Source organism: Cohnella luojiensis (assembly GCF_004564235.1).
GTDB lineage: Bacteria > Bacillota > Bacilli > Paenibacillales > Paenibacillaceae > Cohnella > Cohnella luojiensis.
The window spans coordinates 1-26779 of sequence record NZ_SOMN01000027.1 but is presented as its reverse complement, the minus strand read 5'-3'; the positions used below and the strand labels follow the sequence as shown (position 1 = coordinate 26779).

30 protein-coding genes are annotated in these 26779 nt (G+C 50.6%); 24 read left to right on the top strand and 6 right to left on the bottom strand.

From position 1 onward, the window contains the following. Window positions 1–50: 50 nt before the first annotated feature. The 10 genes from E2980_RS16670 to E2980_RS16625 all read left to right on the top strand — a co-directional run bounded on the left by E2980_RS16670 (window position 51) and on the right by E2980_RS16625 (window position 12118). On the top strand, window positions 51–1586 hold the full coding sequence (locus tag E2980_RS16670; RefSeq protein ID WP_135153327.1) for a stalk domain-containing protein: 1536 nt from the start codon (window positions 51–53) through the stop codon (window positions 1584–1586). Window positions 1587–1631: 45 nt separating this feature from the next. After that, window positions 1632–1979 (top strand): thioredoxin family protein, encoded by a 348-nt coding sequence (locus E2980_RS16665; protein ID WP_135153325.1) that lies wholly within the window; start codon window positions 1632–1634, stop codon window positions 1977–1979. Window positions 1980–2160: 181 nt separating this feature from the next. Next, on the top strand, window positions 2161–3108 hold the full coding sequence (locus E2980_RS16660; protein WP_135153324.1) for a COX15/CtaA family protein: 948 nt from the start codon (window positions 2161–2163) through the stop codon (window positions 3106–3108). Window positions 3109–3494: 386 nt separating this feature from the next. Then, window positions 3495–4895 carry an extracellular solute-binding protein gene (locus E2980_RS16655; RefSeq protein ID WP_135153322.1) on the top strand — a complete coding sequence of 467 codons (1401 nt, stop codon included), beginning with the start codon at window positions 3495–3497 and terminating at the stop codon, window positions 4893–4895. An 89-nt stretch (window positions 4896–4984) separates the two neighbouring features. Continuing rightward, window positions 4985–5908 (top strand): carbohydrate ABC transporter permease, encoded by a 924-nt coding sequence (locus E2980_RS16650; protein WP_135153320.1) that lies wholly within the window; start codon window positions 4985–4987, stop codon window positions 5906–5908. Next, a complete protein-coding gene (locus E2980_RS16645) occupies window positions 5909–6760 on the top strand; it encodes a carbohydrate ABC transporter permease (RefSeq protein WP_135153318.1) in 852 nt (283 codons plus the stop codon). 21 nt (window positions 6761–6781) lie between these two features. After that, entirely contained in the window at window positions 6782–9376 is a 2595-nt protein-coding gene (locus E2980_RS16640; RefSeq protein WP_135153317.1) for a DUF5054 domain-containing protein, read from the top strand. A 78-nt stretch (window positions 9377–9454) separates the two neighbouring features. Next, the gene (locus E2980_RS16635) at window positions 9455–10492 is read left to right on the top strand and encodes a LacI family DNA-binding transcriptional regulator (RefSeq protein ID WP_135153316.1); all 1038 of its coding nucleotides are present in this window, start codon (window positions 9455–9457) and stop codon (window positions 10490–10492) included. A gap of 119 nt (window positions 10493–10611) precedes the next feature. Further along, window positions 10612–11313, top strand: coding sequence for a Cthe_2314 family HEPN domain-containing protein (locus tag E2980_RS16630; protein ID WP_240703071.1), 702 nt, complete (start codon window positions 10612–10614; stop codon window positions 11311–11313). A 34-nt stretch (window positions 11314–11347) separates the two neighbouring features. Continuing rightward, complete coding sequence (locus tag E2980_RS16625; protein WP_135153417.1) at window positions 11348–12118, top strand: SDR family oxidoreductase; 771 nt, start codon at window positions 11348–11350, stop codon at window positions 12116–12118. Window positions 12119–12177: 59 nt separating this feature from the next. Here E2980_RS16625 and E2980_RS16620 read toward each other — a convergent pair whose 3' ends face one another. Next, entirely contained in the window at window positions 12178–12423 is a 246-nt protein-coding gene (locus E2980_RS16620) for a NifU family protein (protein WP_115994096.1), read from the bottom strand. 117 nt (window positions 12424–12540) lie between these two features. Between E2980_RS16620 and E2980_RS16615 the strand changes: the two genes are divergently transcribed. Next, window positions 12541–12807, top strand: a complete 267-nt coding sequence (locus E2980_RS16615; protein WP_135153313.1) for a YuzB family protein — start codon at window positions 12541–12543, stop codon at window positions 12805–12807. A 2-nt stretch (window positions 12808–12809) separates the two neighbouring features. Here E2980_RS16615 and E2980_RS16610 read toward each other — a convergent pair whose 3' ends face one another. Together E2980_RS16610 and mqnE are read right to left on the bottom strand one after the other, a co-directional pair. Then, the gene (locus tag E2980_RS16610) at window positions 12810–13868 is read right to left on the bottom strand and encodes an NAD(P)/FAD-dependent oxidoreductase (protein ID WP_135153312.1); all 1059 of its coding nucleotides are present in this window, start codon (window positions 13866–13868) and stop codon (window positions 12810–12812) included. 82 nt (window positions 13869–13950) lie between these two features. Next, window positions 13951–15054, bottom strand: a complete 1104-nt coding sequence (gene mqnE / locus E2980_RS16605) for an aminofutalosine synthase MqnE (RefSeq protein ID WP_135153310.1) — start codon at window positions 15052–15054, stop codon at window positions 13951–13953. A gap of 278 nt (window positions 15055–15332) precedes the next feature. Between mqnE and E2980_RS16600 the strand changes: the two genes are divergently transcribed. From E2980_RS16600 to sda, 7 genes are all read left to right on the top strand, one after another. After that, a complete protein-coding gene (locus tag E2980_RS16600; protein WP_135153309.1) occupies window positions 15333–15767 on the top strand; it encodes a hypothetical protein in 435 nt (144 codons plus the stop codon). A gap of 51 nt (window positions 15768–15818) precedes the next feature. Then, window positions 15819–16178, top strand: coding sequence for an iron-sulfur cluster insertion protein ErpA (gene erpA, locus E2980_RS16595; RefSeq protein WP_135153307.1), 360 nt, complete (start codon window positions 15819–15821; stop codon window positions 16176–16178). 487 nt (window positions 16179–16665) lie between these two features. Further along, window positions 16666–16896, top strand: coding sequence for an aspartyl-phosphate phosphatase Spo0E family protein (locus E2980_RS16590; RefSeq protein ID WP_135153306.1), 231 nt, complete (start codon window positions 16666–16668; stop codon window positions 16894–16896). A gap of 121 nt (window positions 16897–17017) precedes the next feature. Continuing rightward, entirely contained in the window at window positions 17018–17623 is a 606-nt protein-coding gene (locus E2980_RS16585; protein ID WP_167747156.1) for a TetR/AcrR family transcriptional regulator, read from the top strand. Window position 17624: 1 nt separating this feature from the next. Further along, on the top strand, window positions 17625–18083 hold the full coding sequence (locus E2980_RS16580; protein ID WP_135153304.1) for a DUF2269 family protein: 459 nt from the start codon (window positions 17625–17627) through the stop codon (window positions 18081–18083). Window positions 18084–18192: 109 nt separating this feature from the next. Continuing rightward, window positions 18193–18864 carry a YheC/YheD family protein gene (locus tag E2980_RS16575; RefSeq protein ID WP_135153302.1) on the top strand — a complete coding sequence of 224 codons (672 nt, stop codon included), beginning with the start codon at window positions 18193–18195 and terminating at the stop codon, window positions 18862–18864. A gap of 269 nt (window positions 18865–19133) precedes the next feature. Then, entirely contained in the window at window positions 19134–19277 is a 144-nt protein-coding gene (gene sda, locus E2980_RS16570) for a sporulation histidine kinase inhibitor Sda (RefSeq protein ID WP_135153301.1), read from the top strand. Here sda and E2980_RS16565 read toward each other — a convergent pair. Further along, entirely contained in the window at window positions 19274–19516 is a 243-nt protein-coding gene (locus tag E2980_RS16565) for a hypothetical protein (RefSeq protein WP_135153299.1), read from the bottom strand. The two genes, sda and E2980_RS16565, sit on opposite strands and share 4 nt — an antisense overlap. Before the next feature lie 66 nt (window positions 19517–19582). Next, on the bottom strand, window positions 19583–20578 hold the full coding sequence (locus E2980_RS16560) for an NAD(P)/FAD-dependent oxidoreductase (RefSeq protein WP_276322288.1): 996 nt from the start codon (window positions 20576–20578) through the stop codon (window positions 19583–19585). Window positions 20579–20820: 242 nt separating this feature from the next. Between E2980_RS16560 and E2980_RS16555 the strand changes: the two genes are divergently transcribed. The 3 genes from E2980_RS16555 (at window position 20821) to E2980_RS16545 (ending at window position 23854) form a co-directional block, all read left to right on the top strand. Beyond that, a complete protein-coding gene (locus E2980_RS16555; protein WP_135153296.1) occupies window positions 20821–22014 on the top strand; it encodes an NAD(P)/FAD-dependent oxidoreductase in 1194 nt (397 codons plus the stop codon). Next, window positions 22014–22289 (top strand): hypothetical protein, encoded by a 276-nt coding sequence (locus E2980_RS16550; RefSeq protein ID WP_135153295.1) that lies wholly within the window; start codon window positions 22014–22016, stop codon window positions 22287–22289. The genes E2980_RS16555 and E2980_RS16550 overlap by 1 nt, the downstream gene beginning before the upstream one ends. A gap of 146 nt (window positions 22290–22435) precedes the next feature. Next, window positions 22436–23854 (top strand): aspartate ammonia-lyase, encoded by a 1419-nt coding sequence (locus tag E2980_RS16545; RefSeq protein WP_135153294.1) that lies wholly within the window; start codon window positions 22436–22438, stop codon window positions 23852–23854. A 62-nt stretch (window positions 23855–23916) separates the two neighbouring features. Here the strand turns inward: E2980_RS16545 and hemQ are convergent, their stop codons facing one another. Next, complete coding sequence (gene hemQ, locus E2980_RS16540) at window positions 23917–24660, bottom strand: hydrogen peroxide-dependent heme synthase (protein ID WP_135153292.1); 744 nt, start codon at window positions 24658–24660, stop codon at window positions 23917–23919. Between the two features lie 209 nt (window positions 24661–24869). Here hemQ and E2980_RS16535 point away from each other — a divergent pair, with 209 nt between their 5' ends. Genes E2980_RS16535 through E2980_RS16525 form a run of 3 tightly spaced genes read left to right on the top strand, consistent with a single transcriptional unit; the run spans window position 24870 to window position 26552 of the window. After that, the gene (locus E2980_RS16535; protein WP_135153291.1) at window positions 24870–25181 is read left to right on the top strand and encodes a YuiB family protein; all 312 of its coding nucleotides are present in this window, start codon (window positions 24870–24872) and stop codon (window positions 25179–25181) included. A gap of 34 nt (window positions 25182–25215) precedes the next feature. Then, complete coding sequence (locus E2980_RS16530) at window positions 25216–25638, top strand: GtrA family protein (protein WP_135153290.1); 423 nt, start codon at window positions 25216–25218, stop codon at window positions 25636–25638. Window positions 25639–25667: 29 nt separating this feature from the next. Then, window positions 25668–26552, top strand: coding sequence for an alpha/beta fold hydrolase (locus E2980_RS16525; protein ID WP_167747155.1), 885 nt, complete (start codon window positions 25668–25670; stop codon window positions 26550–26552). The last annotated feature ends 227 nt before the right edge of the window (window positions 26553–26779 follow it).

Sequence of the window (26779 nt, the reverse complement as noted above, 5' to 3'; positions counted from 1 at the left end):
GGCGTCGAATCTAATTAGCTGGAATTATTCTATTAAGGGAGAGTTATGAAGTGGCAAAAAAATCATCGAAAAAGTTTGGCATTCTATTATGCGCATTAATCTTGGCGGTTATCGTCGGTTGTCAGTCCGTTGGCGGACTTAACCTAAACGACATGATCCTGAAGCAAATAGATGTCTCGCAGCAAGAGCAGTCGCAATTGTTCGAGTTGGAAATCGAATTCAACGAAGAGCTAATATCCCGGGAAGAACCCGAGATCGCCAGTATGGTTAAGGAGTTCAGCAAAATATCGCTTAACATTGCACACGCCAAGATGGACGAACAAGGGAATCAGTGGATAAACGGAGTCTTCGGCTTCGGAAAAGGGGATATTCCGTTTACCTTGCATTCGGATTCCAAGACCGTAAGATTCGATATCGACGGTTCGAAACGGCCGCTTATCATCGAGCTTCCCGATACGGACCCGGCGCTCGAACAATCGCAGCAAGCGATGGCGGAAACCATTCGCCAGTTGGCCCAAAAAGTGGCAGCCTACTTCGTCCGAGGACTTCCGAATCCGCCCGTGCTGTCCGTAGACAGGGTTTCCTCTTCCGTTCACGGCGTACTGACGAATCTGACGAAGGTTCATGCGGAACTGAACGGAGAGCAGCTTGGCGATTTGATACCGGTTTATCTGGAGAACCTGATGAATGACAAGGAAGGCTTGCGAACAACGCTGCGCGAAGTTTTCCAATGGGCGCAAGAGCTTCCGCCGGAGGTGCTGTCCGTATTCGGCGAAGGTGCGGACGCGGTGCTCGAGGAGGATGCGGATATAGATGCCGTCGTCGAAGAAGCCTTTGCGGAATTGATTCCGGTTCTGGAAGAAGCGCAAGCCGAAATCGCTAAAGCGCGCGAAGAGGAAGAATGGGGAGAAATATTCGATAAAGGCGTTACGATGGCAGCCGATTTGTACGTCGACGATTCCTTGCACTTGCGCAAATCTTTCGTCGAGTTGATCATAGCTCCGGCGTTCTTCACCGCCGAGGACAGCCCGGTCAGGAGCATCAAGATTCGCAGCTCCGGCGAGATGTGGAACGTGAACGGGGACGTTGTCGTACCGCAGGTGGAGGTTCCGGGAAATGCGCTGACGGTCGAAGAAGCAGAGGGTTTACAGGGCTATCAAGCGTTGCGTCTATTCGAACCGAGCTCCGTTCTGTACAATGTCTTGAAAAATGATTTCAAAATCGACGATCAATCCTTCGTGCTAAGCGACGAGTGGGGAATTCCCTTCTACGTCGATTCCGATGGCACCGCGTACGTTCCGATCAGGGCAACGATGAAGGAATTCGGTGTCAAGCTTCAGGTTCCTGCCGCCAAAGGACAAATTCGGTTCTATGATCAGGCAACGGAGCAAGCGGTCATATTCCAAACCGGTTCGGCAAAGGCTAACGTTAACGGCAAATCTGTCACACTTGAGCATAAGGTCGTTAACGATGGGCATTTCGTATATGTGTCCGCGGATGACCTATTCGGTATCCTGCACGCCGAGTATTCCGTAAGCGATAATGAAAGCGGAGAACGAATCATGGAGGTTGCAAGAGATCTATAAGAGGCTATAATAACATAAAGAGCTAACGAGAGGCAGGGACAGGATATGCAGAAGATTACGGATGAAGCAACGTTTCGCGAACTAGTAGGAGAAGACAGTCTGACTGTCGCTATTTTCAAAGCAACTTGGTGTAAGGATTGCCACTTCATAGAGCCGTTCATTGCCGACGTGGAGGCCGCTTATGCCGATCGACTAACTATGGTTGAAATAGATCGCGACGAAATGCCGGATCTGTGCAGCGAGCTGAACATTCTCGGGATTCCGAGCTTCATCGCTTTCCGCCAAGGACAAGAACTCGTCCGGTTCGTAAGCAAGCTGCGCAAGACGCGCGATGAGATCGAGCAATTCCTTGACCGGGCCGTCGAAGTTTCAGGAGCGCTTGCTCAAAAGTAACCGAAGAAAATCGTTAAAGCCTCTTACCTCGTCCGACGGGGAAGGGGTTTTTTCGTACAATCAGAAAGTATAAGTTTTCGAAATCCAATGTTCACATAATGAACATGGCTTTGAAAGTAGGGGTTCGGTATAATGGGAACTGGCCCCTTGCGCCAACTTTCACAAGAAATCGGGGATGGGCATGACTACACAGAGATATCGTTTATTGACCCTTCTTACCTGCATCGGCATGTTTATGGTTCTCATTGCAGGCGTTCTCGTTACGAATACGGATTCCGGGCGAGGTTGCGGATCGGACTGGCCATTATGCAACGGTCGCTTCGTGCCTGCGTACACGGTTGAATCCATGGTAGAATATAGTCACCGCATGATTAGCGGGCTTGTCGGGTTGCTGGTCGGAGCTGCTTATCTCGTTACATGGTTCTGGAAGCCTGCCCGCCATAAGGAGAATGTCCTGTATGCCGGCGGCGCTCTGCTCTTTACCTTGATGCAAGCCGTCCTTGGAGCGATGGCGGTCGTGTGGGAGCAGTCGTCGCTTGTATTGGCGCTCCACTTCGGAATTTCCTTGTTCGCCTTCACGTGCACTTGGCTGTTATACACCGTCGCTAAGCGACAGGATTTGCAACAATCCGGACAACCAAACGATAGTAGCCGGATGATCAAACCGCAAACGGTTCTCACGTTCCCTAAAGCTATGTTTCGCAGTATCGTCGCCGTTCTGGTATATTGTTACGGCGTCGTATACTTGGGTGCTTATATCCGGCACACAAGCTCCGGCGGCGCTTGCGAAGGCTGGCCTCTATGCAACGGGGAAATCGTTCCTGAGCTTACGGGTTCTACGGCGGTCGCCTTCGCCCATAGGATAGCGGCGTTATTGTTGCTGGTCTTGATCGCCGTACTTGTGATCTACGTTCGCAAATCCGCAGGAAACTCATCAGAGCTGGCATCGATCGCGAATAAAGCTCTGGCTCTCGTATTCTTGCAAGTGATCAGCGGAGGTCTTCTTGCCTTCACGATCAGCAGCGAGGATGTCTACATCTTCACCGGCTTGCTTCATACGATTATCATTTCGGCGCTCTTCAGTATGCTGGTATTATTAGCGATCCGAGCGCGGCAATTATCCCGTTAAGTAGCTACCCGGAGGTTAGTTGCGTGCTTGATCGTTATCGATGCCCGCATGAAGCCGGGTTACCCCGACGAGTTGTTCCCTCGCGTTGGAAAGAATATTTCAGAACATGAATATTAATGTTAAAGCCACAGCCCGAGCTGTGGCTTTTTTTAGGTTACGGCAATGCCCATAAGAAAAGCGCTTAACCAAAAATATACGATAATTATCGAAATATGATCTTTGTGATCCGAGAATATTCATTAAATTAATAATATTTTCGTGTGTATTGACTAAGTAAGCGCTATTATGATTTAATGATGTAGGGAAAGCGCTTACCCAAATTTATACATTTAAGTGAGCGTTGACCCGCCAATATCATAGAACGGAATTCGAAAGGGGAACCTCACATGTTTCGCAAGATGAGGAAATCGGTTGTGCTTCTTACTTTGGTTTCATTGTTTACGCTGCTTCTTGCAGCTTGCGGCGGAGGCAAGAACAATAATGAAGCCGCATCGGCATCGCCTTCTGCTTCAACTTCCGCATCGCCTTCCGAGTCTGCTTCGGCGCCTCAGCGCGATCTGGAAAAAGAAGGGCTACCCAAGATCAACGATAAAATCGCTTCAAAAGGCGACGTGAAACTCGAAGTATGGATGCCGGCCGACTGGACGGACAAACAACAAGTGAAAGATTTAGTCAGCGAATTTGAAAGCGTATACCCGAACGTGAAAGTCAACATGTCCGGCGTGACGTGGGAAGATATTCCCAACAAAGTTCGCGTCTCCGTACAAGGCGGAGCGCCAGCCGACCTGTCGATGAACCACCCGTTCGCGTTGGGCGCGCAAGGGCTTGCCGAACCGGTTGACGACTTGTGGCAAGAATGGGGCGCGGAAAGCGAATTCCTGCCGGGCAGCCTCGTCGACGTCACTTGGAAAAATATAAAATACGGAATTCCTCTCGAAGTGAACACCACGTTCATGATTTATAACAAAGAGATTTATCAAAAGGCCGGTTTGACTGAGCCGGGCGATAACTATACATTCCAGCAATGGAAAGACGACGCGAAAAAAATCGTCGACTCCAAGGCCGCTCCGAACGGAATGGCCATCAACTTAGGCGGTTGGGACACTTACGGTCTTATCGTGGCCAACGGCGGCGATCTGTTGAAATTCGAAGGGGACAAAGTAACCGCGACGTTCAACGATCCGAAAGTCGTGGAAGTGCTTCAATGGCTGCATGATATGGCGAAAGAGAAACTGGCTCCTATGCCGGGTCTGCAAGCCCGTCAATCCGATACGCCGGAAGCGCTGTTCGCAAACAAAGCGGTTGCCGGGTTCTACTCCGGTCCGTGGCACGTGACCCAGCTGCGCAATGAAAACCCTGATCTTTTCAAAAACGTAGGAACCGCAGCAATGCCGAACGGCATGACGGGCGGGACCGACGGATCCGTCCAAGGCGGCGGCAGCCTCTTCATCCCGAAAGGCTCCAAAAACAAGGAAGTCGCGTTCGAGCTTGGCAAATGGTTCGTTTCCGACAAATACGCGCTTATGTTCGCGAAAGACCTTGGCCGCAACCCGGCGCGCGCCAAATTGTACGAAGATCCGATGTTCAAAGAAGATCCGCTGAACCTGGCGTTTACCACTCAACTTAAAACGGCTAAGCCGTTCCTGCTCGATGCTTATCCGGAAGCCGGGCAAGTACTCGGCGATTTGATTCGCGAAGCAGTCTTGAAAGACGATGTGCAAGGCGCGGCCGATAGAGCGCAAGCGAAAGCTCAAGCTGCGATCGACTCTGTCGAGTCCAAGAAATAGAAATAGAGAATATGAAGCTTTGAGGGGTGCGGGCATCGTCTGTTAAAAGGACGGTCCCGCTTTCTCTCTAGGAAACGGAGTGGAAGCAAATGACCAATCGGGTAAAGGCTCCCGCAACGCAGAGCGGAGCAATGCTGATTCGAACTGCGGGGAGACGCCGAAATCGATGGAGCGGCTACCTGTTCGTAGGGCCGGCGCTGCTCGTGTTGATGGTGACAAGCATCCTCCCGATCGTTTATGTGGTATGGATGTCCTTTCAAGAACAGACCCTTGCTGGAAAATTCGAATTTAACGGAATCGCCAATTACGACAAGCTGATTCACGACCCGTTATATTTCAAAAGCATCGTCAACACGCTTACGTATACAGTCGGTTCGGCCGCTCTCGGGCTGAGCGCGGCAATTTTGCTAGCCGTAGTGCTTAACCGCAACGTCAAAGGAAGCAAGTTTTTTCGCATTCTGTTTTTTCTTCCTTCCGTTACGTCCGAAGTCGTCACGGCCATGATGTTCCTGTGGCTGCTTGATTCCAATTTCGGCTTAATGAACTACATGACCGAACAAATGGGCTTCGGTCGTATCAATTGGTTGCTTGATCCAACGTTGGCCATGCTGTCCGTCATCATTGTCGGCGCTTGGCGGGGTGCATCGTACAACACTCCTTTGTTTCTTTCGGCGATTCAAAACATACCTAAGGAACTTTATGAAGCTGCTGCCATTGACGGCGCCAAATCGATTCAGCAATTTTTCCGCATCACCTTGCCTATGATTGTCCCGATTCTTAGCTATACGATCATTATGGCGTTCATCGGATCTTTCCAAATGGTCGCGATCGTCGATCTCTTGACGAACGGCGGTCCGCTGGACAGCACGATGGTGACCTTGAAATACATTTGGCGGCAAGGTTTCGAATTCAACAATTTGGGCTATGCCGCGACGCTGTCGCTCGGACTGTTGCCTATCCTGTTCTTCATTACCTGGATCCAGATGCGGATCAGCAATAGGGGGGCGGCATAATTGGATAATAAAAAGTCGAAACTCATTGCGGACGTGCTGACCTACCTTTGTTTGGCCGTCGGGACTATCGCGTTCTTATTCCCGTTCTTGTGGATGTTCGGCACGGCGATCAAAACGATGCCCGAAGCGATGACGTGGCCTCCGAAATTGCTGCCGGACAAGGCGCAGTTCAATAACTTCGTTGAAATATTCAAAGGAACGGTGCTTCTGCGTTCCATGTACAATTCCATCGTCGTCACGCTATGCGCCATCGTCGTTAACGTATTTCTGGCTTCTTTGGCGGCATACGGCTTCGAACGAATGAATTTTCCCGGTAAAAAGTTTTGGTTTAACATCGTTCTTCTAACCATGATGGTTCCCGGGGCGTTGCTTATCATTCCTTTGTTTTTTATCGTCAAATCGCTGCCGGGAACTTCGTTCGGCTGGCTCGATACGTATCCGGGACTGATTCTGCCTTACGCCGTTACGGGCTTCTCGATCTTTCTGTTCCGTCAATTCCTGGTCAGCGTTCCGAGGGATGTGGACGAAGCCGCGGAAATCGATGGCTGCAGCAAGTTTCAAACTTACCGCTTGATCATCATTCCTATGATTCGTCCTGCGATGGGGCTAGTGGCCGTGTTTACGTTTTTGCTCGTTTGGAACGATTATCTGTGGCCGCTTGCCATATCCCGATCGGAAGATATGTATACCGCCCAGATCGCTCTGAAGTTTTTCCAAGGGCAGTACACCATCAACTGGCCGTATTTGATGGCCGGCGCGACAGTCGTAGCCATGCCTTCATTGCTGTTCTATTTCTTCTTGCAAAGATTTTTCCAACAAAGCTTATCCAATCTCGGAACAGGCGGCAAGTAAGGTAAGGGAGAGAATCAATTCATGAAACCGGAGAAAATATACGTTGTTTTTAAAACCCATGTCGATTTAGGGTTTACGGATCTTCCCAGCAAAGTCGTCCAGCAATATAAGCATCAAATGATGGACGATGTTTTGACCGTATGCGAAGCGACGGCCGACAACCCGCCGGGGCACCGGTATGTATGGACGCTGCCGGCATGGATGCTTAAGCAGTGCTTGAACGAGGACGACGCGCAGCGCAGGGAGCGGCTTGAGAAGCTCGTCCGCGACGGACAGCTGTGCTGGCATGGCTTGCCGTTCACGACGCATACCGAGTTTTGCGGCGTCGAGGAATACATGCGCGGATTGTATATGAACGAGGAGTTGAACCGGAAATACGGCAAAGAGGTGATTTCCGCCAAAATGACGGACGTACCCGGCCATACTTGGATGCTTCCTTCGCTTTTGCGGCAAGCAGGCATTCAATTTCTACATCTCGGCGTAAATTCGTGCTCCGCGCCGGTTGATCTTCCTCGCTTGTTCTGGTGGGAAGGTCCTGACGGCAGCCGGGTATTGACGTGGTACTCCGCTGGGGAATACGGGACGAGCCTGCTGCCTCCGGAAGATTGGCATTATCCGGTCTGGCTCGCGCTTATGCAGACTCACGACAATATCGGACCGCAAAGCAGCGACATCGTGAGCCAACTGCTCGAAGACGTTGCGGCGAAATATCCGGATGCGGAAGTCCAATTGGGGACGATGGACGATTTCGCTCGCGATTTTATCGCCCGCGGCTATTCGGATATTCCGGTTATTCGGAAAGATTTGGCCGATTCGTGGATTCACGGAGTCGGTACCTACCCTGCTGAAGTGTCGAGCGTCCGACAGCTTCGTTACGATCTCGCAGCCAAAGAAAGCTTGAATGCAGTCAACCACAATCGTGCCGGAAGCGCCGGCCCCACGGAAGCGATTCGCCAAGGTTACGAGCAGACGCTGTTATTCGGCGAACATACGTGGGGAATCGACATCAAATCGAATCTTCTTCCGGGCCGCCACGGCGGACGCGCGATATGGGCAGAAGATATCGCACGGGACCGAGCGGCGTTTCCCGAGACTTACGCCAAGACCGAACAGTCATGGGAAGAGCAGCGGGATTACGTTCGTAAAGCCAATCGTTTCGCTTCCGAAGCCTCGCCTTCAATCGTACCAATAGCGGGTCAGAAGGTAGCGGCATACAATCCGCTTCCCCGGGAACGGCAGTCTTCTCCTATTTGGATTGACGTCGATTCCGCTGGCTGGTTGCGAGATCCCGTCAACGGCGAACGCTTCCGGGTGAACGGAAGAGGCGAAGCTTCCGTTGGTCCGATAGGGCCGCTTGCGGCCCGAAGCTTCATTTGGGAGCCGGATGCCTCAGCCGAGTTAGGTGTGCAACTGTTCGAGCCTTGCGAAACAGACGGCGTCATCGAGAACTCGTCGATCCGCATTGAAGTAAATGCAAAGACCGGAACGATTTTTCGTTTTCAGGACAAAAGAAATGGAAAAGAGTGGGCAAGCGAAGGCTTCGGCACCTATTTATACGAAGTTTTCGGTAAACAAGACATGTTGAAATTCGTAAAAGATTACGCCTACGATTTGACCGATTGGTATATCAACGACTTTAGTAAACCGGGGTACCCTCGTATTCCTTATGCGCGATACGAGGCGCAAGCAGTGAGCGTGGAAAGCCGCCGCATCGGCAAAAGGCAGGAAATCCGGATTCGGTACGGGGTTTCCCCCGATAGCAGGGGAGAATTCGGCAACGCGGAATCGGCAATGCTGACGGTTGCGTTGGAAGAAGACGGAGATGGCGCCGATTTCACGCTGCAGCTATCGGATAAGAAGAAAACGGCATTCGCCGAGGCGGGCCATTTCGTGCTTCCGCTGTTGGCGAAACGTCCCCAATACCGGCTGCAAAAAATGGGCTCAGTCGTCAATCCGCTCGAGGATATTGCCCGGGGCGCGAATTTCCGTCTGCATTGCGTCGATCAGTGGGTCGATGTCTGCGACGAAGACGGTACGGGGCTTGCCGTTTTCCCGCTAGACACCCCGCTTTGTTCGCTTGGGGAATCCGGCGTCTACAAGTACGATCTTGTATACGAACCAGAGCAACCGGTTCTGCTCTTTAACTTGTTCAACAACCAGTGGGGCACGAATTTCCCGCAATGGATCGGAGGGGATTTCACTTACCGGTTCCATATCGTCCCGCATGACGGCGACTGGAAACAGGCGCGACTGGAAGAACGGGCGGAACAATTGCGTTATCCGCTGCAAGCTTACTTGCCAATAACGGAAGAAAAGCCCGCCATTATCGAACCGCTTCTTATGGAATCCGTATACGGGGTCCGTTGGCTGGCCGTCAAACCCGCGGAGAACGGAGATGCGGCAATGGTATGCCGATGGATGAACGTTTCCGACGAAACCCGTGAAATAACTTTCCGGTTCAACCGGACTTATTCCGAAATCGTGCGTTGCAGCGGGGTAGAAAGGGAGATTGAAAAGTTGCCTCTACAGAATGGGACTGTAACCGTTCATGCTCGTCCTTTCGAGATCGTTACATTAAAGCTCCGGCAGGAAGTAACGATAGCTGCTAGATGCTAAATTGATATTATGATACGATCAAGGAAATTTCCAGAGAACGGACCGTTATGGAACTGAAGGCGGATGGGAGAACTCGACATGAAAACGATGACGATTTACGATGTTGCCCAAAAGGCGGGAGTATCGATAGCGACCGTCTCCAAAGTCATCAATCGAAACGGTCGGATCAGCGAGAAGACGAGGGAAAGAATCATGCAAATTATGGCCGAAATGGGTTACGTGCCGAATTTGGTTGCTTCCGCCCTGTCCAGCAAACGAACCTATATGATCGGCCTGCTTCTTCCGGACATCTCCAACCCTTATTTCGCCGAGCTGGCGCGGAATATCGAAGACAGAGCCCATGAACTGGGATATAATGTCGTCATTTGCAACACCGACAATCAAATCGACAAAGAAAGCGACTATTTGACGTTTCTTCAACAGAAAAGCGTGGACGGCATATTGATGGCGACCGGTCTGGCTCATCCGCAGTCTCTTGGCTTGATACTGGAAAAGAAGCTTCCCATTGCCCTGATAGCCCGGGATGCCCCGCAATTAGCAGTGAATTCGGTATACGTCGACGATTTCATGGGAGGGTACTTAGCGGCGTCCCATCTGCTGTCGCTCGGTCATCGAAGGATCGGCATCATCGTCGAGAGTATGGAATTGGAAAGCTCGCGTCAGCGATTGAAAGGTTACCGTTCGGCATTGGATGAATTCCACTGCCCTTATGACGAACAATGGGTGAGCGTCAGCGATTTCTCGATCGTTTCGGGCATAGAGGTCGCGGGCAGGCTTTTGGATCGCAAGATTCGTCCTACAGCCATCTTTGCTTGCAACGATTTACTGGCTATCGGTTCCATACAGGCAGCGCGATCTAGAGGGATTTCCGTGCCCGAAGGGCTTTCGGTTGTCGGCTTTGACAATACTTTCTTGTGCGGAATGGTTGATCCCGCACTGACGACGGTTGGTCAGCCTATTCGGGAGCTGGCGCGCAATGCGGTGGATTTGCTTCACCGGCAACTGCTCGGAGAAGAGCAGCCCAAGCAGCGAATCGTGCTCCTGCCCGAATTGGTTTTGCGCAAATCGACGCAGAGGTACGGATCATTCGAAACCGTAGGAGACATCAATTTATAATCATTTTTCTCTTAAGAGACGGCTCGCTCAACCGAACTGGTTGAGCGAGCCGTCTCTTTTGCGTTACAATGGAATAATGATGTCTTGACTGCAGTCGAGGAGGAAAGTTTTTGCTAAGAATGTTGTTCGGAGAAAAACCGAGAGAGTGGACGGGGTTGTTGCTCGATACGGTGCAGTCGATGGAGCAATTTGCCTTGTTAGCTAGCGAACTCGCGGAGCGTCTGCCGGAACAATCCTCCAGATATCATACGTTCGCCATTTGGGCGGAAGGGCTTCTTCGCTCGATGGACGAGCTCGAACAGAGCTGTTATGCGGCTAAGCGCTATTCCGAACTCGTACGCCATAACCACGTGGATGAGCTCTCGTTCGAGGAACGGCTTAGCTATAATCGTCATGTCTACTACGACAAAAACTCTTATATTCGAATATTCGCTATATTGGATAAGCTGGGCTTCTTGCTTAACCAATTGCTTGAACTTAGAACGGAACGGCTCAAAGCCCACTTTTCCTATTTCACGGTACTGCGCAATTTGCGCGAAAACAATCTGCACGTCGAGCTAATGAAACCTCTTAACGAGTTGAAGGAGCGTTATCAAGGCGAGATGAATCGGCTCCGCACTCGCAGAAATCTGGAAATTCACCAAATGAACGCGGAGCTTAAAGACGATTTGGATCAAAGATTTGCCAACGCCGGCGGACCAAGGACCCTTGAGGACTTGATCTCCAATATGGCCGACTTGGATCAAAGCTGGGAGATGGTTCAGGGCTCGATTAACCTCATCTTCCGATTTGCATGCAAACGGCTCCGCGAAATGGGTTAAGCGATAGACGGGGAGGGGGGAAAACCGATTGAAGCTGTTGGGCAGAACGGCATTAATAACGGGAAGCGCCAAAGGACTGGGACGTCGGACGGCGCTAGAGCTGGCATCCTCCGGCTGCGACGTGGCCATCAATTACGTGTCGAGCCGCGAGGAGGCCGAAGAGCTAGTCCGGGCTATCGAATCGATGGGACGCAAGGCGTGCGCCATCCAAGCGGACATCGCTAAAGCGGATGATGCGGTACGACTCGTCTCCGAGGTGGAAAGCTGCTTGGGTTGCGTAGATATTCTTATCAATAACGCGGGACCGTTCATACGGGAGCGTCGCTTGTTCGCGGACTATAAACCGGAGGACATCCATTATCTGATGAACGGAAATCTCGTCGGCACGATGTTGATGGATCATCGGGTTTTACCCGGCATGAGAAGCCGGCAATGGGGAAGAATCATTCATTTCGGTTTCGGGCATGCTTCGGAAGCGCGTTCTTGGCCGCATCGGGCGGTATACGCAGCGGCTAAGGTCGGTCTGGTATCGTTCACGAAGACATTGGCGGTAGAGGAAGCCTCTAACGGGGTCACAGTGAACATGATTTGTCCGGGGGATATCCGAGGGGGAAACAAGGAGAAGAGCATCGTAGACGTCGAGGGCATCTTAGACGATGAATCCCCGAGAGGCCGTCCCGGAACCGGGGAAGACGTGGCGAGAATGATTGCTTTTCTGTGCATGCCGGAATCTGATTTTATTACCGGGAACACGATCGACGTATCCGGCGGATTGGATCCCATCCGTACGCATTTGAAAAGATGACGAAACGACAAAAGGTCCTGCCGGGGGCAGGACCTTCTCCACTTCTGGATAAGAAGGAATCAGAACACTTGAACGACTTCTTGTATGCCTTCGACTTCTTCCAGCAAAGCGCGCTCGATACCTGCTTTGAGCGTGATCGTGGAGCTTGGGCAACTGCCGCATGCACCCATCAGGCGCAATTTAACGATGCCGTCCTCGATGTCGACCAATTCAACGTCTCCTCCGTCGCGTTGCAAGAACGGACGCAATTTATCGAGAACGTCGATAACTTCATCATACTGCGTGCTTGGAGCATTCGTACTCATAATCATCCACTCCTTTCAACATCTATTATAGTACAAAAAGCCAAGTTTTCAAACAGACGCTTGTTAGCATTTCGCTCAAGCATTAACTATTGAACCAGTCAGAAAGGAATTGAACTTATGCATATCGTGGAATTCTGCGTAAGCAACGCGCACCATGGTACCGATCTAGTGCTGAAGAAGCTGGAAAAGCTTCCGGATATTGAAGTCATTGAATACGGCTGCCTCGGCAATTGCGGTGAGTGCTTCTTGTCTCCTTATGCATTAGTTAACGGGGAAAGCGTCGTCGCCGAGAAGGCTGAACAGCTTTACGATCTCATTCTGGAAGCCATTGCGGAGCAGGAGCTTCACCGTTCCGCGATGGATAAGCTGTTGGACGACCTATAACGTTATCCGAAATGGCGTTTGCTTTTCCAGAGCACCCCGCTTTTGAGCATGCGCGGGATGCGGCCCAGCAGAGGGGTGTTCCCCATTAAACCGAATCCCGCTTTTTTGCCTAGAGAACCGAGGACTCCCTTAAGCTTAATACGGGAAAGCTTCGGTTCTTTGTTCTCCCAGCGGGCGCGGATGACTTCCGCTACCTGTTTGCCTTGGGCGCCTGCCAACTGCGCGCTAGGGGAGAACGGCTGACTTGAACAATCTCCTACCACGTATACATTAGGCGCGTCGGGAAGCTCGTGCCACTCGTTAACGATCAACCGGCCTTGCGGGTCTTTAGGCTGCGTCATGCGCTGGACAAGCTCTACGGGCTGAATACCTGCCGTCCACACGGTTACGTTCGAGAAGATCGGTTCGTTGCCGTTATGAATGATTCCTTGCTCAAGCGAAGTAATGCAAATATGGGAACGCATTTCCACATCGTGAAGACGGAACCAAGAAGCGACGTATTCTTGTAATTTGCCGGGGAAAGAGGACATTACGCTGTTGCCGCGATCAATGATGCGGATGTTAATGTCCGCGCGGCTTTCCCGGAGCTCCGCCGCGATCTCGACGCCGCTAAGTCCTCCGCCGATAATCGATAATTGCCCGTAAGGAGGAATGTCGTTGATTTGCTGAAAAGTGCGGCGAGTCGAGGAAAGCGACTGTATGCTGCAGGAATAATCGGAAGCTCCTTCGATGCCGTGATAATTGTCCGTACAGCCAAGCGCGATAACCAAGGAATCATAGGAAAGCGGTTCCTGGTTCGTAATATGAACGAGTTTCCTCTCGAGTTCAATTTCCGTTACGTTACCGTAAACCATCTGCAATTGCGGATGAACGGGAAAATTCACGCGAATATCCAAGTCGGATACGGTTCCTGCCGCTAAAGCATAATATTCCGTCTTAAGCCCTTGATAGGGCATGCGTTCCACGAGAACGAGTTGAGCATCCTTCGGCAGGTGCTCCAGCAGCTCTTGGACGACCGTTAATCCTCCGTAGCCGCCACCTAAAACCACGACCTTACTCATACGATGATCTCCTTTTACATGGGTTTGCCTTTGCTTAGTATGACACACAAGAGTCCCCGTCTACCCGACGGGGAACTCGGTATTATTCGTATATTTTCACTTCGTTGTAGAACGTATCGCGTTCTACCGGGATACGGCCGGCTCCTTTGATAAGCCAGACCAAATCCTCGCGGGTAATGCCTGCGGGAGTCAATGCGCCAGCGGCGTGGCTAATCTTCTCCTTAACGATCGTGCCGTGCGCATCGGAAGCTCCCATTGTAAGCGCTACCTGAGTCAACTGAGTGCCGATGTTGATAAAATAAGCTTTAATATGCTGGATGTTATCAAGCATGAGCCGGCTGATCGCGATAGCCTTCAGATCGTCGTACGCGGAATTTCTGCGGCGAATGCTCGCTTTCGGACTGATCGGCTGCATGGAGAGCGGTATGAAAACTTGGAAACCGTTCGTTTCATCCTGAAGGTCGCGGATGTGGATCATATGCTGCACGCGTTCTTCGAGCGTTTCCACCGAGCCGTAGAGCATGGTGGTGTGCGTACGTAATCCAAGCTGGTGCGCCGTACGGTGAACGTCCAAATATTGCTCGATGTTGGCCTTTTCCACTCGCATTTTTTTGCGATACTGATCGGACAAGATTTCGGCGCCTCCGCCGGTTAGCGTCTCCAGACCCGCCTCGATCAAGCGCTCCAGAACTTCTTTGTAGTTAAGCCCGGATATGCGGGAGAAGAAATCGATCTCGGCAGCCGTGTAAGCTTTCATCGTGACGTTCGGATACTTTTGCTTCAGCGCGCGGATTGATTCCACATAATAATCGAACGGAACATTGGGATTATGTCCGCCCACGATATGGAACTCGCGAACGCCCGGGTGAATATGCTGCTCCACGTAATCAATCATCTCTTGAGGAGATAACGTATAGGAGCCTTCTTGGCCCTCGTCCTTGCGGAAATTGCAGAAAGCGCAATGGGCTTCGCACACATTCGTAAAGTACAAGCTCATGTTCTCGATAAAGTAAACCTTCTTGCCGTTTTTCCTTAGATTAACCTCGTTTGCCAGTTGTCCGATCGACAGCAAATCATCGGAACGATAGAGGAATACGCCATCCTCTAGAGATAACCGTTCGCCATTACTGATTTTGTCGGCGATTTCCGCCATTTGGCGATCGGGGTGCGTCGTAACGAGCGTCATGACATGCGCCTCCTATAACCCTTGATCTGAATAATGAATAGAACGAATAACGTAATAGCGCAAGGTTTGTGAAAAAAATAACTTACCTAGTATGCGTAGAAAACTAGGGTGAACAACTGTAAATATTATAAACCTCATTATAAACCTCGGCAACTGGAAATAGAAAAGGTATAAACCTTGGCAGATTCGGGAATGAACTTGAATAATAAACAAATTATGGTTATGTTATTAGTAAAAAATACTAAACGAGGCGGTGCATTACACTGAAACCGGAAATTTTGCCACTTAGCGAGCTTGAGAAGCTAAACGAGGCGGAGAAAATTCAAACGCTGCAGCAGTACAGAGCGGCCTACACGATTAAAGATTTGAGCCAAGCCTGGAGTTTGTCCAATCCTATCCAGTATTATATGTGGCTCAAGAAACAACGCATTTATGAGCAAATCGTGAGGCGTGCAGACAAATTCGAGCCTTCGAAGGAATGGAAAAGATTACAGGATACGGAAGTTCGCGAAGTCGAGCGAGGAAGGGTGCGCGGTTTATCAGCGGATCAGTTCCGCTATATGCTCGATACCGATTCGTCGGGGCCGGAGCTCGCGCATGTCTTCCGGAGGTTGGCGGACTTCCTGCAGAACGAGAAAGGCCAATTCCGTTGCCGGATCGAGCTTAAGGCGATTGCCCAGCAAATAGCGGGCGATACCTCACTTGAGGCATGAGGCTCTCTAGGGTATACTAAAGAGAGAACAGGCACGGGGGAGGAAACCATAATGGTAAACATTAGCGAGTCTGCCGGCGAGAAGATCCAAGAAATGCTAGCCGCAGAGGAAAGTCCGAATTTGTTTCTCCGCATTGGCGTACAGGAAGGCGGCTGCAGCGGTTTCTCATATGGCATGGGTTTCGATGACGAGATTCACGAAAGCGACAAAGCGATGGATATCCGTGGCGTCAAGGTCGTCGTTGATGGAGATAGCATGAAATATTTGAATGGGCTTGAGATTGATTGGAAAGAATCCGCCATGGGCGGAGGCTTCACCATTAACAATCCGAATGCGACTGCTACATGCGGTTGCGGATCAAGCTTCCGTACGGCAACCGAAGCGGGTAACCCTGCTGCCGAGCCTTGCTGATTCGATTTGCGAACGGAATAAAAATACAACCTCCTAGCGGTATATGTGGCAAACATACACCTAACTAGGAGGTTTTTTGTGCTTACTTTCCGATCGCCTTCAGAATTAGAACGGTTTATTGTATTAAAAGAAGGAGCCTATGACAGGCTCCTTCTTTCGACGGTGGTTGATTGTTGAGTCTCAGATATCACACTTCGCGACAATGGAATCACTTGGGTAACTCATGTGTTCAGAGAAACTCTGCAGCACAACCCCTCGCTTCCTAGGCTAAGTGATTAGATAAGTTCCTCCTGCAGCCCTTGCACCAATCGGTCCAATGGAACCACACCTCTCTTACACCGTCTTAATTATTTTGCGTTAGGAACGCTGAAATTATTCGGATGGCTTTTTCTTAACATTTTGCTAATATTTGGTCATGAACTTTCCACAAACTTTTATCCTATGATGATGGGTGAAGAACCTATTACGTTGGATGGGAGAGGCTAAGATGGGAAGCAAATTAAAAACGATTAAGAAGAGAATCGAAAATTTACGTCATGAGATGGTATTGACATACGTTCAGAACGGCGCCGACATGAGCGATCCTCAAGTATTGCATGTCTCGCAGTTACTGGACGAACAGCTTAATCGCTATGAGCAGTGCGCAAGGTACCAAATGTCCGGCAAATCCGTCAAGATCAATACGGTTCCGCTGTTTACCTACAAGCGCAATGCGTGATGCTTGAATGCATTTTCTTCAGAGCAAACGGCGGCGGTTATTTTTTATTTCTTTTTTACAAACCGACCGTCGGTCTGTTATCATATGGATAAATTTAGTTACTATCGGAAAGGTGGTTGTTATGTCTCCCCCGACTACGGACAGCTTGCAGCGATTACTTACCGCGACCGAGAGAATTATCGCGCAGAAGGGTTGTCAAAGCACGACAATGCAAGACATTATGAGCGACACGGGATTGTCCAAAGGCGCGATATACCACTATGTGAAAAGCAAGGAGGAGTTATTCGGTTTAGTCCTTCAGGCAAGGTTGGAGTTCATTAACAAGAGATTCTACGCTTCAGTATCGGAGGCGGGAGGTCTTCATGGTCCCTTGCAAGTTATTGCTCAAGGGCTGCAGGAGAGCCATCATCCGGAGAACGTGATGAATAGGATTTTGCTGTACTTATTAAGTCAGCAAGACAAGAGCGGGATCTCCGATATTTTGAAGCAATTTAATGATCGGTTCATCGCAGCATCGACGGAATGGATCAAGCTTGGTCAACAATATGGTGTCATAGTTAGCACCATAGACGCCAGGAAAACAGCCGAACATTTTAATGTTCTTTCCTACGGTTTGAGGGTTCGGAATATGATCTTGGGTACGGAAAACTTATTATCCGGCAGTAGCAAGTTCGGCGACGAAGATTACTACGCAATCATGAAAACGATATTGCAGGGAGGAAACTAAGATGAAGGTCTATTTGTTTCTGCACGTGTTAGGGGCCATTCTGTTTCTCGGAAACATTATAACGGCGGCGTTCTGGAAGGTGTTGGCCGATCGATCCGGTGACGTCCGGTTGATCCATCGAACCTCGAAATATGTCATGCTCGCCGATTATTCATTTACTTTGCCCGGGATTGTTCTGCTGCTAACGTTCGGACATCTAATGGCCGAGAAAGCCGGATACGAGTTATTCGAATGGAGTTGGCTCGGTATCTCCTATTTATTGTTCATCATATCCGGAGTCATATGGATATTCGTTCTGCTGCCAAGCCAGTATCGGATGATCAAATGGAGCAAAGCGGGGCTCGATTCGGGCGTTATTCCCGGAGAATATTACCGATGGTCAAGGATTTGGAACGGATTCGGAATAATCAGCGTGCTGCTGCCCATGATCGTTCTTTTTCTTATGGTCGTAAAGCCGTGACATTCTAGTCTTCCGAGAAATAGAGGCGAATTTCCGGCGTCATCCATCCAAGAACCTGTCCGCCGTGCGGAGTATGTATAGATATACCCTCAGGAAAGGAGCCTCATGGATGGAGGTTACGATCAGTCGGCAATTGGCAAGCAAGTGGCTAAAGACCAACACCTTGCTTTCTAATCCTTATATCGCCCGTCATATCCCGACTTCGCGGTTGTACACTCCTGCAAACCTGCGATCGATGCTATCGAGATTCGGCATGGTCGTGGTGAAACCGGTTCGAGGAGCAGGGGGAGTCGGCGTCATTAAGATTGAAAAATCAGGTCAAACGTATCGGCTTACCCATAAATCAAATAGGCGATCTTTCTCTAGTTTCAAGGGATTGGTAAGCGCATTAAATGCAACCAAGAGGAAGCGCGCCTATTTGATTCAAAGAGGCATACATCTGGCGACGATCAACGGGAGACCGATTGATTATCGCGTCAAATACGTGAAGGAGAACGGAGCATGGACTTATCGGTCGATGGTAGGCCGGTTGGCCAGACGGGGGCTATTCGTAACGAACCTATGTCGCGGCGGAACTCGGATGACGGCAGCGCAAGGAATTAGACGATCTTTGTCGTCCCGTCTCGTCGGGTCTAAGAAACGAGAGATGCGACAATTGACGAATGCGTCAACCGTACTGCTCGAGAGCCGCTATCCGGGAATCGGACAGCTAGGATACGACTATGGAATCGACCGAAAAGGACATATTTGGATGCTTGAGGTCAATACGCGACCGCAGTAAATAACCGGATACGACAATTTTTTCTATAGAAGACTCTAATTGAATATTTTGCGGTTATGAAACTTATTTATGAAACGTGTTGCAAAAAATCTGTGTATAACTTCATCCACAATTCACGCCTTGACGACAAAGGTCTACAGGCATTTTTCAACAAATAGTTCACACCTTATGCACATCCTTCTGTGGATAACGCGAAGCTTGTCCGAAGGTTTGAGGCCATGCTATGATGCCTTCACAATCCTCCCCAAATTAAGGAAAGGGCGTGGGCAATGTTGCCTCTACTAACGGATGATCTATTGTTGGATGCTTACCGAAGCGCGTTGCGTTTGCAATTGGAAAGGGAATTCGTTCGTATGCTTAGATCCGAGATTAAGCGTAGAAAGCTCTCCGTTCCGGAAGAGCGGATGTTCTAGACATGCCAGGCGGAAATATCCGCGGTGAAAGGGTGCTGGCAGTCGACGCAGCGGACGGCATGCTGGCATACCGTTTCTGCAGTGGACGGGAAAGCGTTCTCCATGGCGAAGAGCGTGGGTTCATAGGGGGAGTAGGGACCGCTCCAATCGCTCCACCGACCTTCGTCTTCGGCCGCGGAACCGCACTGCGGACAAGAAACCTCTAGGGGGCTCAGTGCATTGCAGACAGGACAAATCAAAAGGGCATCCTCCTTAGGAACCGGAATCTTTCCGGTTATACCTCAGGTAGGATGCCCTTTTGCCGATTATAATTTCATGTTGCTGCTATGACCAGGGGACAGCTTGGCGTCGGGATCTACGTACACCTTGGCGTTGTTAATCGCCGTCGGCGCTTCTCCGAATCCTACGGCGATCAGCTTCAGCTTCCCGGGATATGTCGTAATATCCCCTGCGGCGAAAATCCCCGAAATGTTCGTTTCCATACGAGAATCGACAATGATTGATCCCCCCTCGATCTGGAGACCCCATTCGGCAATCGGTCCTAGCGAGCTAACGAAACCGAAATTGACGATGACGGCATCGACGTCATAATCGGTGATCGTCCCGGTTTTCACGTCCGTAAGAGTGACTTGCTTGATCGTGCCGTCTCCGCGCAACGCGGTAATTTCCATCGGTGTGATAACCTCGACCTTGGATTTCATTAACAGCTCAACGCTATGCTCATGGGCCCTGAACTTGTCCCGACGGTGGACGAGCATCACATGATCGGCGATCGGTTCAAGCATTAGCGCCCAATCCAGCGCGGAATCGCCGCCGCCGCTGATCAGAACCTTCTGTCCGCGATAGCGCTCCAGGTCGCTGACGAAATAATGGAGGTTGGATTTCTCGTATTGGGCGGCTTCGGGCAGTTCCAGCCGGCGGGGCTCGAAAGCTCCGACTCCTGCCGTAATAATGACGGCACGTGCATGATGAATGCGCTTATCGGTAACAATTTCAAATAGGCGTTCTTCCAACTTGCTTACCTTAACGACCTTTTCTTCCAAATAACGCTGGGATTTGAAATGATCCATTTGCGTCTTCAGGTTGTTGACAAGCTCTTGGGCGGTTATTTTCGGAAACCCAGCGACATCGTAAATATATTTTTCCGGGTATAGCGCGGCGAGTTGGCCTCCGAGTTGCGGCATGCTTTCGATCAGGCTGACGGACATTTGACGCATTCCGCCATAGAAAGCCGCGAACATTCCGGCGGGTCCGCCGCCGATAATGGCTACGTCTACGGCAGGTTCAATGCTAGGATTCAAAATTTGACACCTCCGATAAAAATGCCGAAACATTAGAACTAAACGTATCCATTATAATCTTGTGACGGAAGCATGAAAAGGATTTTGTAAAGATGTCCAAATTTATTCGTGAAAATGAACCTTGAAAATTGTTGGAAAAACCGATATGATCTACTTGTAGATCTCAGTTATAGCAACTTAACGCAGAAGATTGTGTAATTTTTCACAAACTAAACAAACATAGGGATTGGATGGGATCATCAATGAGCAGTATACCGAAGATTGTTATCCTTGGAGCAGGCTATGGCGGTGTATTAACCTCGCTTCGACTGCAAAAGGAATTAAATTATAATGAAGCGGATGTAACGTTGGTCAACAAACATGACTACCACTACATCACGACCCATCTGCACATGCCTGCAGCGGGTACGGATAATCCGGAGAACGCCAGGGTTAGCATCTCCAAGCTGATCGATGAATTCAAAATCGACTTCGTTAAATCTACGGTCGTTCAAATCCGTCCGCAAGATCGCAAGGTTATTCTCGAAGACGGAACGCTTTCCTACGATTACCTGATCGTCGGTCTTGGCGGAGAATCCGAAACGTTCGGAATTCCAGGACTGGGCGAGCATGCGATGAACATTCGAAGCATTAACTCCGTCCGTCTGATTCGCGAGCACATCGAATATCAATTCGCTCGCTTCAAACGCGAGCCGCACCGCACGGACTATTTGACATTCGTAGTCGGCGGCGCAGGTTTCACCGGCATCGAATTCATCGGCGAGCTTGCGGATCGCGTTCCGGAACTGTGCAAGCAATTCGACGTAGATCCTTCGTTGGTTAAAATCATCAATATCGAAGCGGCTCCGACAGCATTGCCTGGCTTCGATCCTGAACTCGTTGAATACGCGATGCAGGTGCTGCAGAAGAAAGGCGTTACGTTCCGCATCGGTACGGCTATCAAGGAGTGCACTCCGGACGGCGTAATGGTCGGCGAAGGCGAAGAAATCAAATCGCAGACGGTCATCTGGACCGGCGGCGTTCGCGGTAACCGTCTGATCGAAGAAGCCGGGTTCGAAACGATGAGAGGCCGCGTGAAAGTCGACGAATTCTTGCGCGCTCCAGGCCACGAGAACGTATATATTCTGGGAGACAACTCTCTGGTGTTCAACCCGGAAGGTCGTCCATACCCGCCAACTGCGCAAATGGCTATGCAACAAGGCATAAACTGCGCGCATAACTTGGTAGCGTCGATCCGCAACCAACCACTTAAGACTTACACCTTCGTTAACAAAGGTACGGTGGCCTCGCTTGGTAAAGGCGAAGCGATCGGTATCGCATTCGGCAAGAAATACAAAGGTCGCGTTGCTGCTTGGTTGAAAAAAGCGATCGACATCCGTTACTTGTTCATTATTGGCGGTATTCCGCTCGTGCTGCGCAAAGGTAAATTCCTGTAATGAGACACTGCAGCGTACAAGTTCGGGGCCTGTTAACGCGAGATGAACTGGACCGTTACAACGCGCTGATGGAAGTGGGCTCTTATCTGGAATCGCAAAGCCGGTACGATCTCGTGGCGACGGTTCAGGCGGAAGTGGATTTACTCATTCAACCGGGCATAGAGCGGTTGAAGGAGAAGGGCCGAGCCCGGGACCGGATGACGCAAGAATACTTGGAAGAGAAACGCCGCGCGGAATGGGAAGCCCAGATGCGGGCGGTGGATGATGAGGATTGAGAAAGAGACTGCCGACGTGCAGTCTCTTTTTTGATTTACGATCCCAGGGGCGGAGCTCCGGTTTGTTTTAGACATAATCTTATGGGAAAGATATACTCAAAGGGTATAGGAGAACGACTTGTCAACCATTGCGAGGGGGAGATGTAATGTCTGAACGCATTGAAAAAGATTCGCTAGGCAGCCATACGGTTCCGGGAACGGTTTATTACGGCATTCAAACGCTGCGCGCGTTGGAGAACTTTCCGATTACCGGGACCGCGATTCACGCCGAGCTGGTCGTTGCGCTCGCCCACGTGAAGAAGGCGGCGGCCCAGGCAAACGCCGAGATGAAGCGGTTGCCGGAACCGATTGCCCAAGCAATTATTCAAGCCGCGGAAGAGGTCGCGCGAGGAGAGTGGGCGGATCAGTTCGTCGTCGATTCCATCCAGGGCGGTGCCGGAACGTCCATTAATATGAACATGAACGAGGTGCTTGCGAACCGGGCGCTCGAATTAATGGGACACCCCAAAGGCAGCTACTTTCATTGCAACCCGAACAATCATGTGAATATGTCGCAGTCGACGAATGATGCGATTCCGACCGCTCTGCGCATCGCGGCATACATCCTAGCCGAGCGATTGGTCGTTACCATGCGCGAACTTCTTGTAGGCTTCAGCAAAAAGGCTCTGAAGTTCGACGACGTGATCAAGATGGGGCGTACCCATCTTCAGGATGCGGTTCCCATACGGATGGGACAAGAATTCGGAGCTTACGCAAAGGTTCTGGAACGGGATATCGTGCGAATTAGCCGCGCCTCTACGGAATTGTTGTCCGTCAATATGGGTGCAACGGCAGTGGGTACCGGTTTGAACGCTTCGGAGGAATATATTAAAAGAGTCGTCAACCTACTGGCCGAAGATTTGAAGATACCGATTCATTCGGCATCCGATTTGGTCGATGCGACGCAGAATACGGACGCCTACACCGAATTGTCCGGCTCTCTTAAAGTATGCGCCATGAATATGTCCAAAATCTGTAACGACATTCGGCTCATGGCTTCCGGACCGATGGTCGGGCTTGGAGAAATTTCGCTGCCTCCGAGGCAACCCGGTTCTTCCATCATGCCGGGAAAAGTAAATCCCGTCATGGCCGAGGTCGTTAACCAGGTAGCGTTTCAGGTCATGGGCAACGACCACACGATTTGCATGGCATCGGAAGCCGGCCAGTTCGAGCTGAACGTTATGGGGCCTGTCATTGCCTTCAACTTGTTGCAGTCTTTGAAAATCATGCGGAACGCATTGGACGTTTTCCATCGATTTGCGCTTGACGGTATGGAAGCAAACCGGGAACGTTGCCGGATGTACGTGGATAAAAGCTTCGGCATCGTGACAGCCCTCAACCCGCATCTGGGATACGATGTCGCCGCCCAGTTGGTTAAAGAAGCCACCGCGACAGGAATGACGCTTAAAGAGCTCATTCTGGAACGAAATCTTCTCACTAAAGAGGAGATGGACGTGATTCTCGATCCAGTGCAGATGACTACGCCAGGAATCGCCGGAGAAGGGCTCCTTCGGGATCAAAGCTAACAACAAATAAAAAAGGTACGCGGCCAGGAAATATCCTGATCGCGTACCTATTTCATTTTCGTTTAATTAAGCAGCTTCGTCAGAGACTCGCCGGTCAGCAGATTGCCGACATAGAAGGCGCCGAATTCGCCGTAACGGGCGCTTACTTCGTCGAAGCGCATCTCGTATACGAGCTTCTTGAATTGCAAGGCGTCATCCGCGAACAAGGTTACGCCCCATTCCCAATCGTCGAACCCGACGGATCCGGAGATGATCTGCTTCACTTTGCCTGCGTAGCCCCGTCCGATCATGCCGTGACTTCTCATCAGCGTCTTGCGATCTTCCATCGGGAGCATATACCAGTTGTCTTGAAGATCGCGCTTCTTGTTCATCGGATAGAAGCAAATATGATTGCTCTTAGGCAATATCGGCTTCAAGCGAGCAACGATTTCCGGTACTTGCATAGGATCTACTCCCGGAGGGCTCATATAATTGCTGAGCTCCACGACGCTAACGTAGGAATATTCCTTGCGGGTATATCGTGCAAAGCTGGAACGGTTGAACGCGTTCTCGATCGCGTTCAGCTCCTCCAACGTTTCCCGCAGATGCATAAACATGAAGTCGGCTTTCTGTCCTACGACGGAGTAGAGCGCCAGACTTCCTTCTTTGCGTTCCTCGACGGCTTCCCACTCCGATATAAGCGCCGTAACCTCGCTGATCGCCGTATCCTTCTCCGCTCGGGAAGCGGCATTCCATGCCTGCCAATCGATGCTGCGCAGATCATGCAGTACGTACCAACCCTCTAGTGTTTGGGCGGCTTCACTCATAAGTCATCTCTCCTTGTCCAACATGGCTTTTCCCATTGTAGCCCAACTAAGCGGGAGGGGCAAACGGATAGCCATGTCCGAACCCTCGGAAAGTACCTCCGCCGAAATTTGTTCACATCCCATTCACACCCTGCTCGTTGACTGTGCGGAAGCCAACTTGTAAACTGGTACAGTACACTATTTTGCGTAATCGGGAAGTGGTATAGGTTATGGTCGGTGGAATACTCGGCGGCATATTGTTCGCTATCGTAGGTTCGTTACTTTGTCTGGTGCTGTTTTTCGGCATTGGCTTCATATTGAACATGCTTATTAAAACGACTTGGTTTCCGCTCTGGATGTTCGTTATCATCGTCGTGCCGCTAGGGATCTGGCAATTGTGGCAGAACGATCTTAGCGTAACCGAAAATATTCAGTCGCTGCTCGTATCGGACACGATTCTCATCGTGGCGGGAGCGGTAGGCGCTTATATGAGCGGATGGGCGATTCGCGCATTGCGTCGCGGCGGTTATAAAATGTTCTAGGAGCGACGAGCTCGCACGAGTCAGGAGGAGTCGCATGCTCCGTTTATCGGAAGGAATCAAAATGGTGAAATACGCAATCGTGGGCGGGCTGAACACGGGGGTGGATTTCGCCGTTTTTTGTTTATTGGTTTATGGCGCGGAAATGGGTTCGATCGGAGCCCAAACGATATCCTACTTGGCGGGAGTGGCGAATAGCTATCTATTGAACCGCAACTGGACGTTCCAAGTCAAAGGGAAGCGCAGCATGGCGGAGTTGACGCGTTTTATCCTGATCAACGGCTTGTCTTTCGCCGCTGCCACTGCGGTGCTGCTCGGACTTGAGCAATGGGGTACGGAATCCGCCTTGGCGAAGATCGCTTCTATCGTTTGTTCGCTAGTTGTCAATTATGCGGGTTACCGGTTTTGGGTGTTTCCGGGAACGAAACGCATGGAACAGAGCGGAAGTCGGGCAGACTAACGAAAACACACTATCGCGAGGTGTTATCCGTGCCCCTGATTCAAGTTAACGGAGTCGATATCCATTATCACATGCAAGGGAAAGGGACGCCGATCGTCTTTCTTCATCCTCCTTGCATAGGCAGCCGCGTGTTTACGTATATGCGAAATGATCTATCGCAAGATCACAAGACGGTTCTGTTCGATTTTCGCGGTCATGGCCGAAGCGGCAGTTCGCATGCCCCTATCACGATTCCTTTGCTAGCGGAAGACGTTCGTCAGCTAATGGACAGGCTGGATATTTCAAAAGCCTACTTGTGCTGCTATTCGATGAGCTCGGTGGTGGCCCTGCAAGCGCTTCTGTCTTACCCGGATCGTTTTCTCGGAGGAATCTTTCTAGGCGGAACGGCAGAGTTAACCGGTTGGAAATCGCGAGCCAAGCTCAAAGCCGGAGTGTGGGCAGGAAAGATGCGAGCCCGAGAAATTATCTCAATTCCATTGGCATGGGTGAATGCGGACAACCGCGAAACATTCCATCGTATCCGCGGAGAGACGCGTTCCGGCGATATTGAGAACTGGCGACAATATATGGAGAGCGGCCTTGCCTACTCCGCGGTGAACCGCCTCAAGGACATCCACCAACCCATGCTGTTGTTGTGCGGACAAAAGGATAAAGAATTCAAGGGCTACATGAAAGTGCTTCAGAATGGGCTGGCTAACTTTAGTTCCGCATACATTCCCGGATTGAAGCACACGTTGCCGATTGACGGCGCCGAACCGATCGGAGATCTTGTCAGGGGTTGGCTAAACGCTCAGAAGCGGCAACGCGAGGACTTTCAGCCTGCCGCCATGAGAGAAGAAAGGCAGCAAGTCGCTTTCACGGCGCTGCCTTCAGATCAACAAGATCTAGACGCTCAAGAACCTTATTATCATTGAATGAGAAAACATGACTATTCAATAGACTCCGAAAGCGGCAGGCGCGGTACGATGATTTCAGTCGTTTTCGCTTCCGCTTTCGGAGTCTTTTTTTAACATCGCGCGCCTAGTCAAGCTAGGCACAACTAGCCGGTGAAAGTCCGGTCGAGGTAAGAGCCAAGTCGCCTCGTAGCTGACGGGCAACTGGTGGAGAGATCCTAAGGTTGAAGCCCCGTGACAAAGTAACT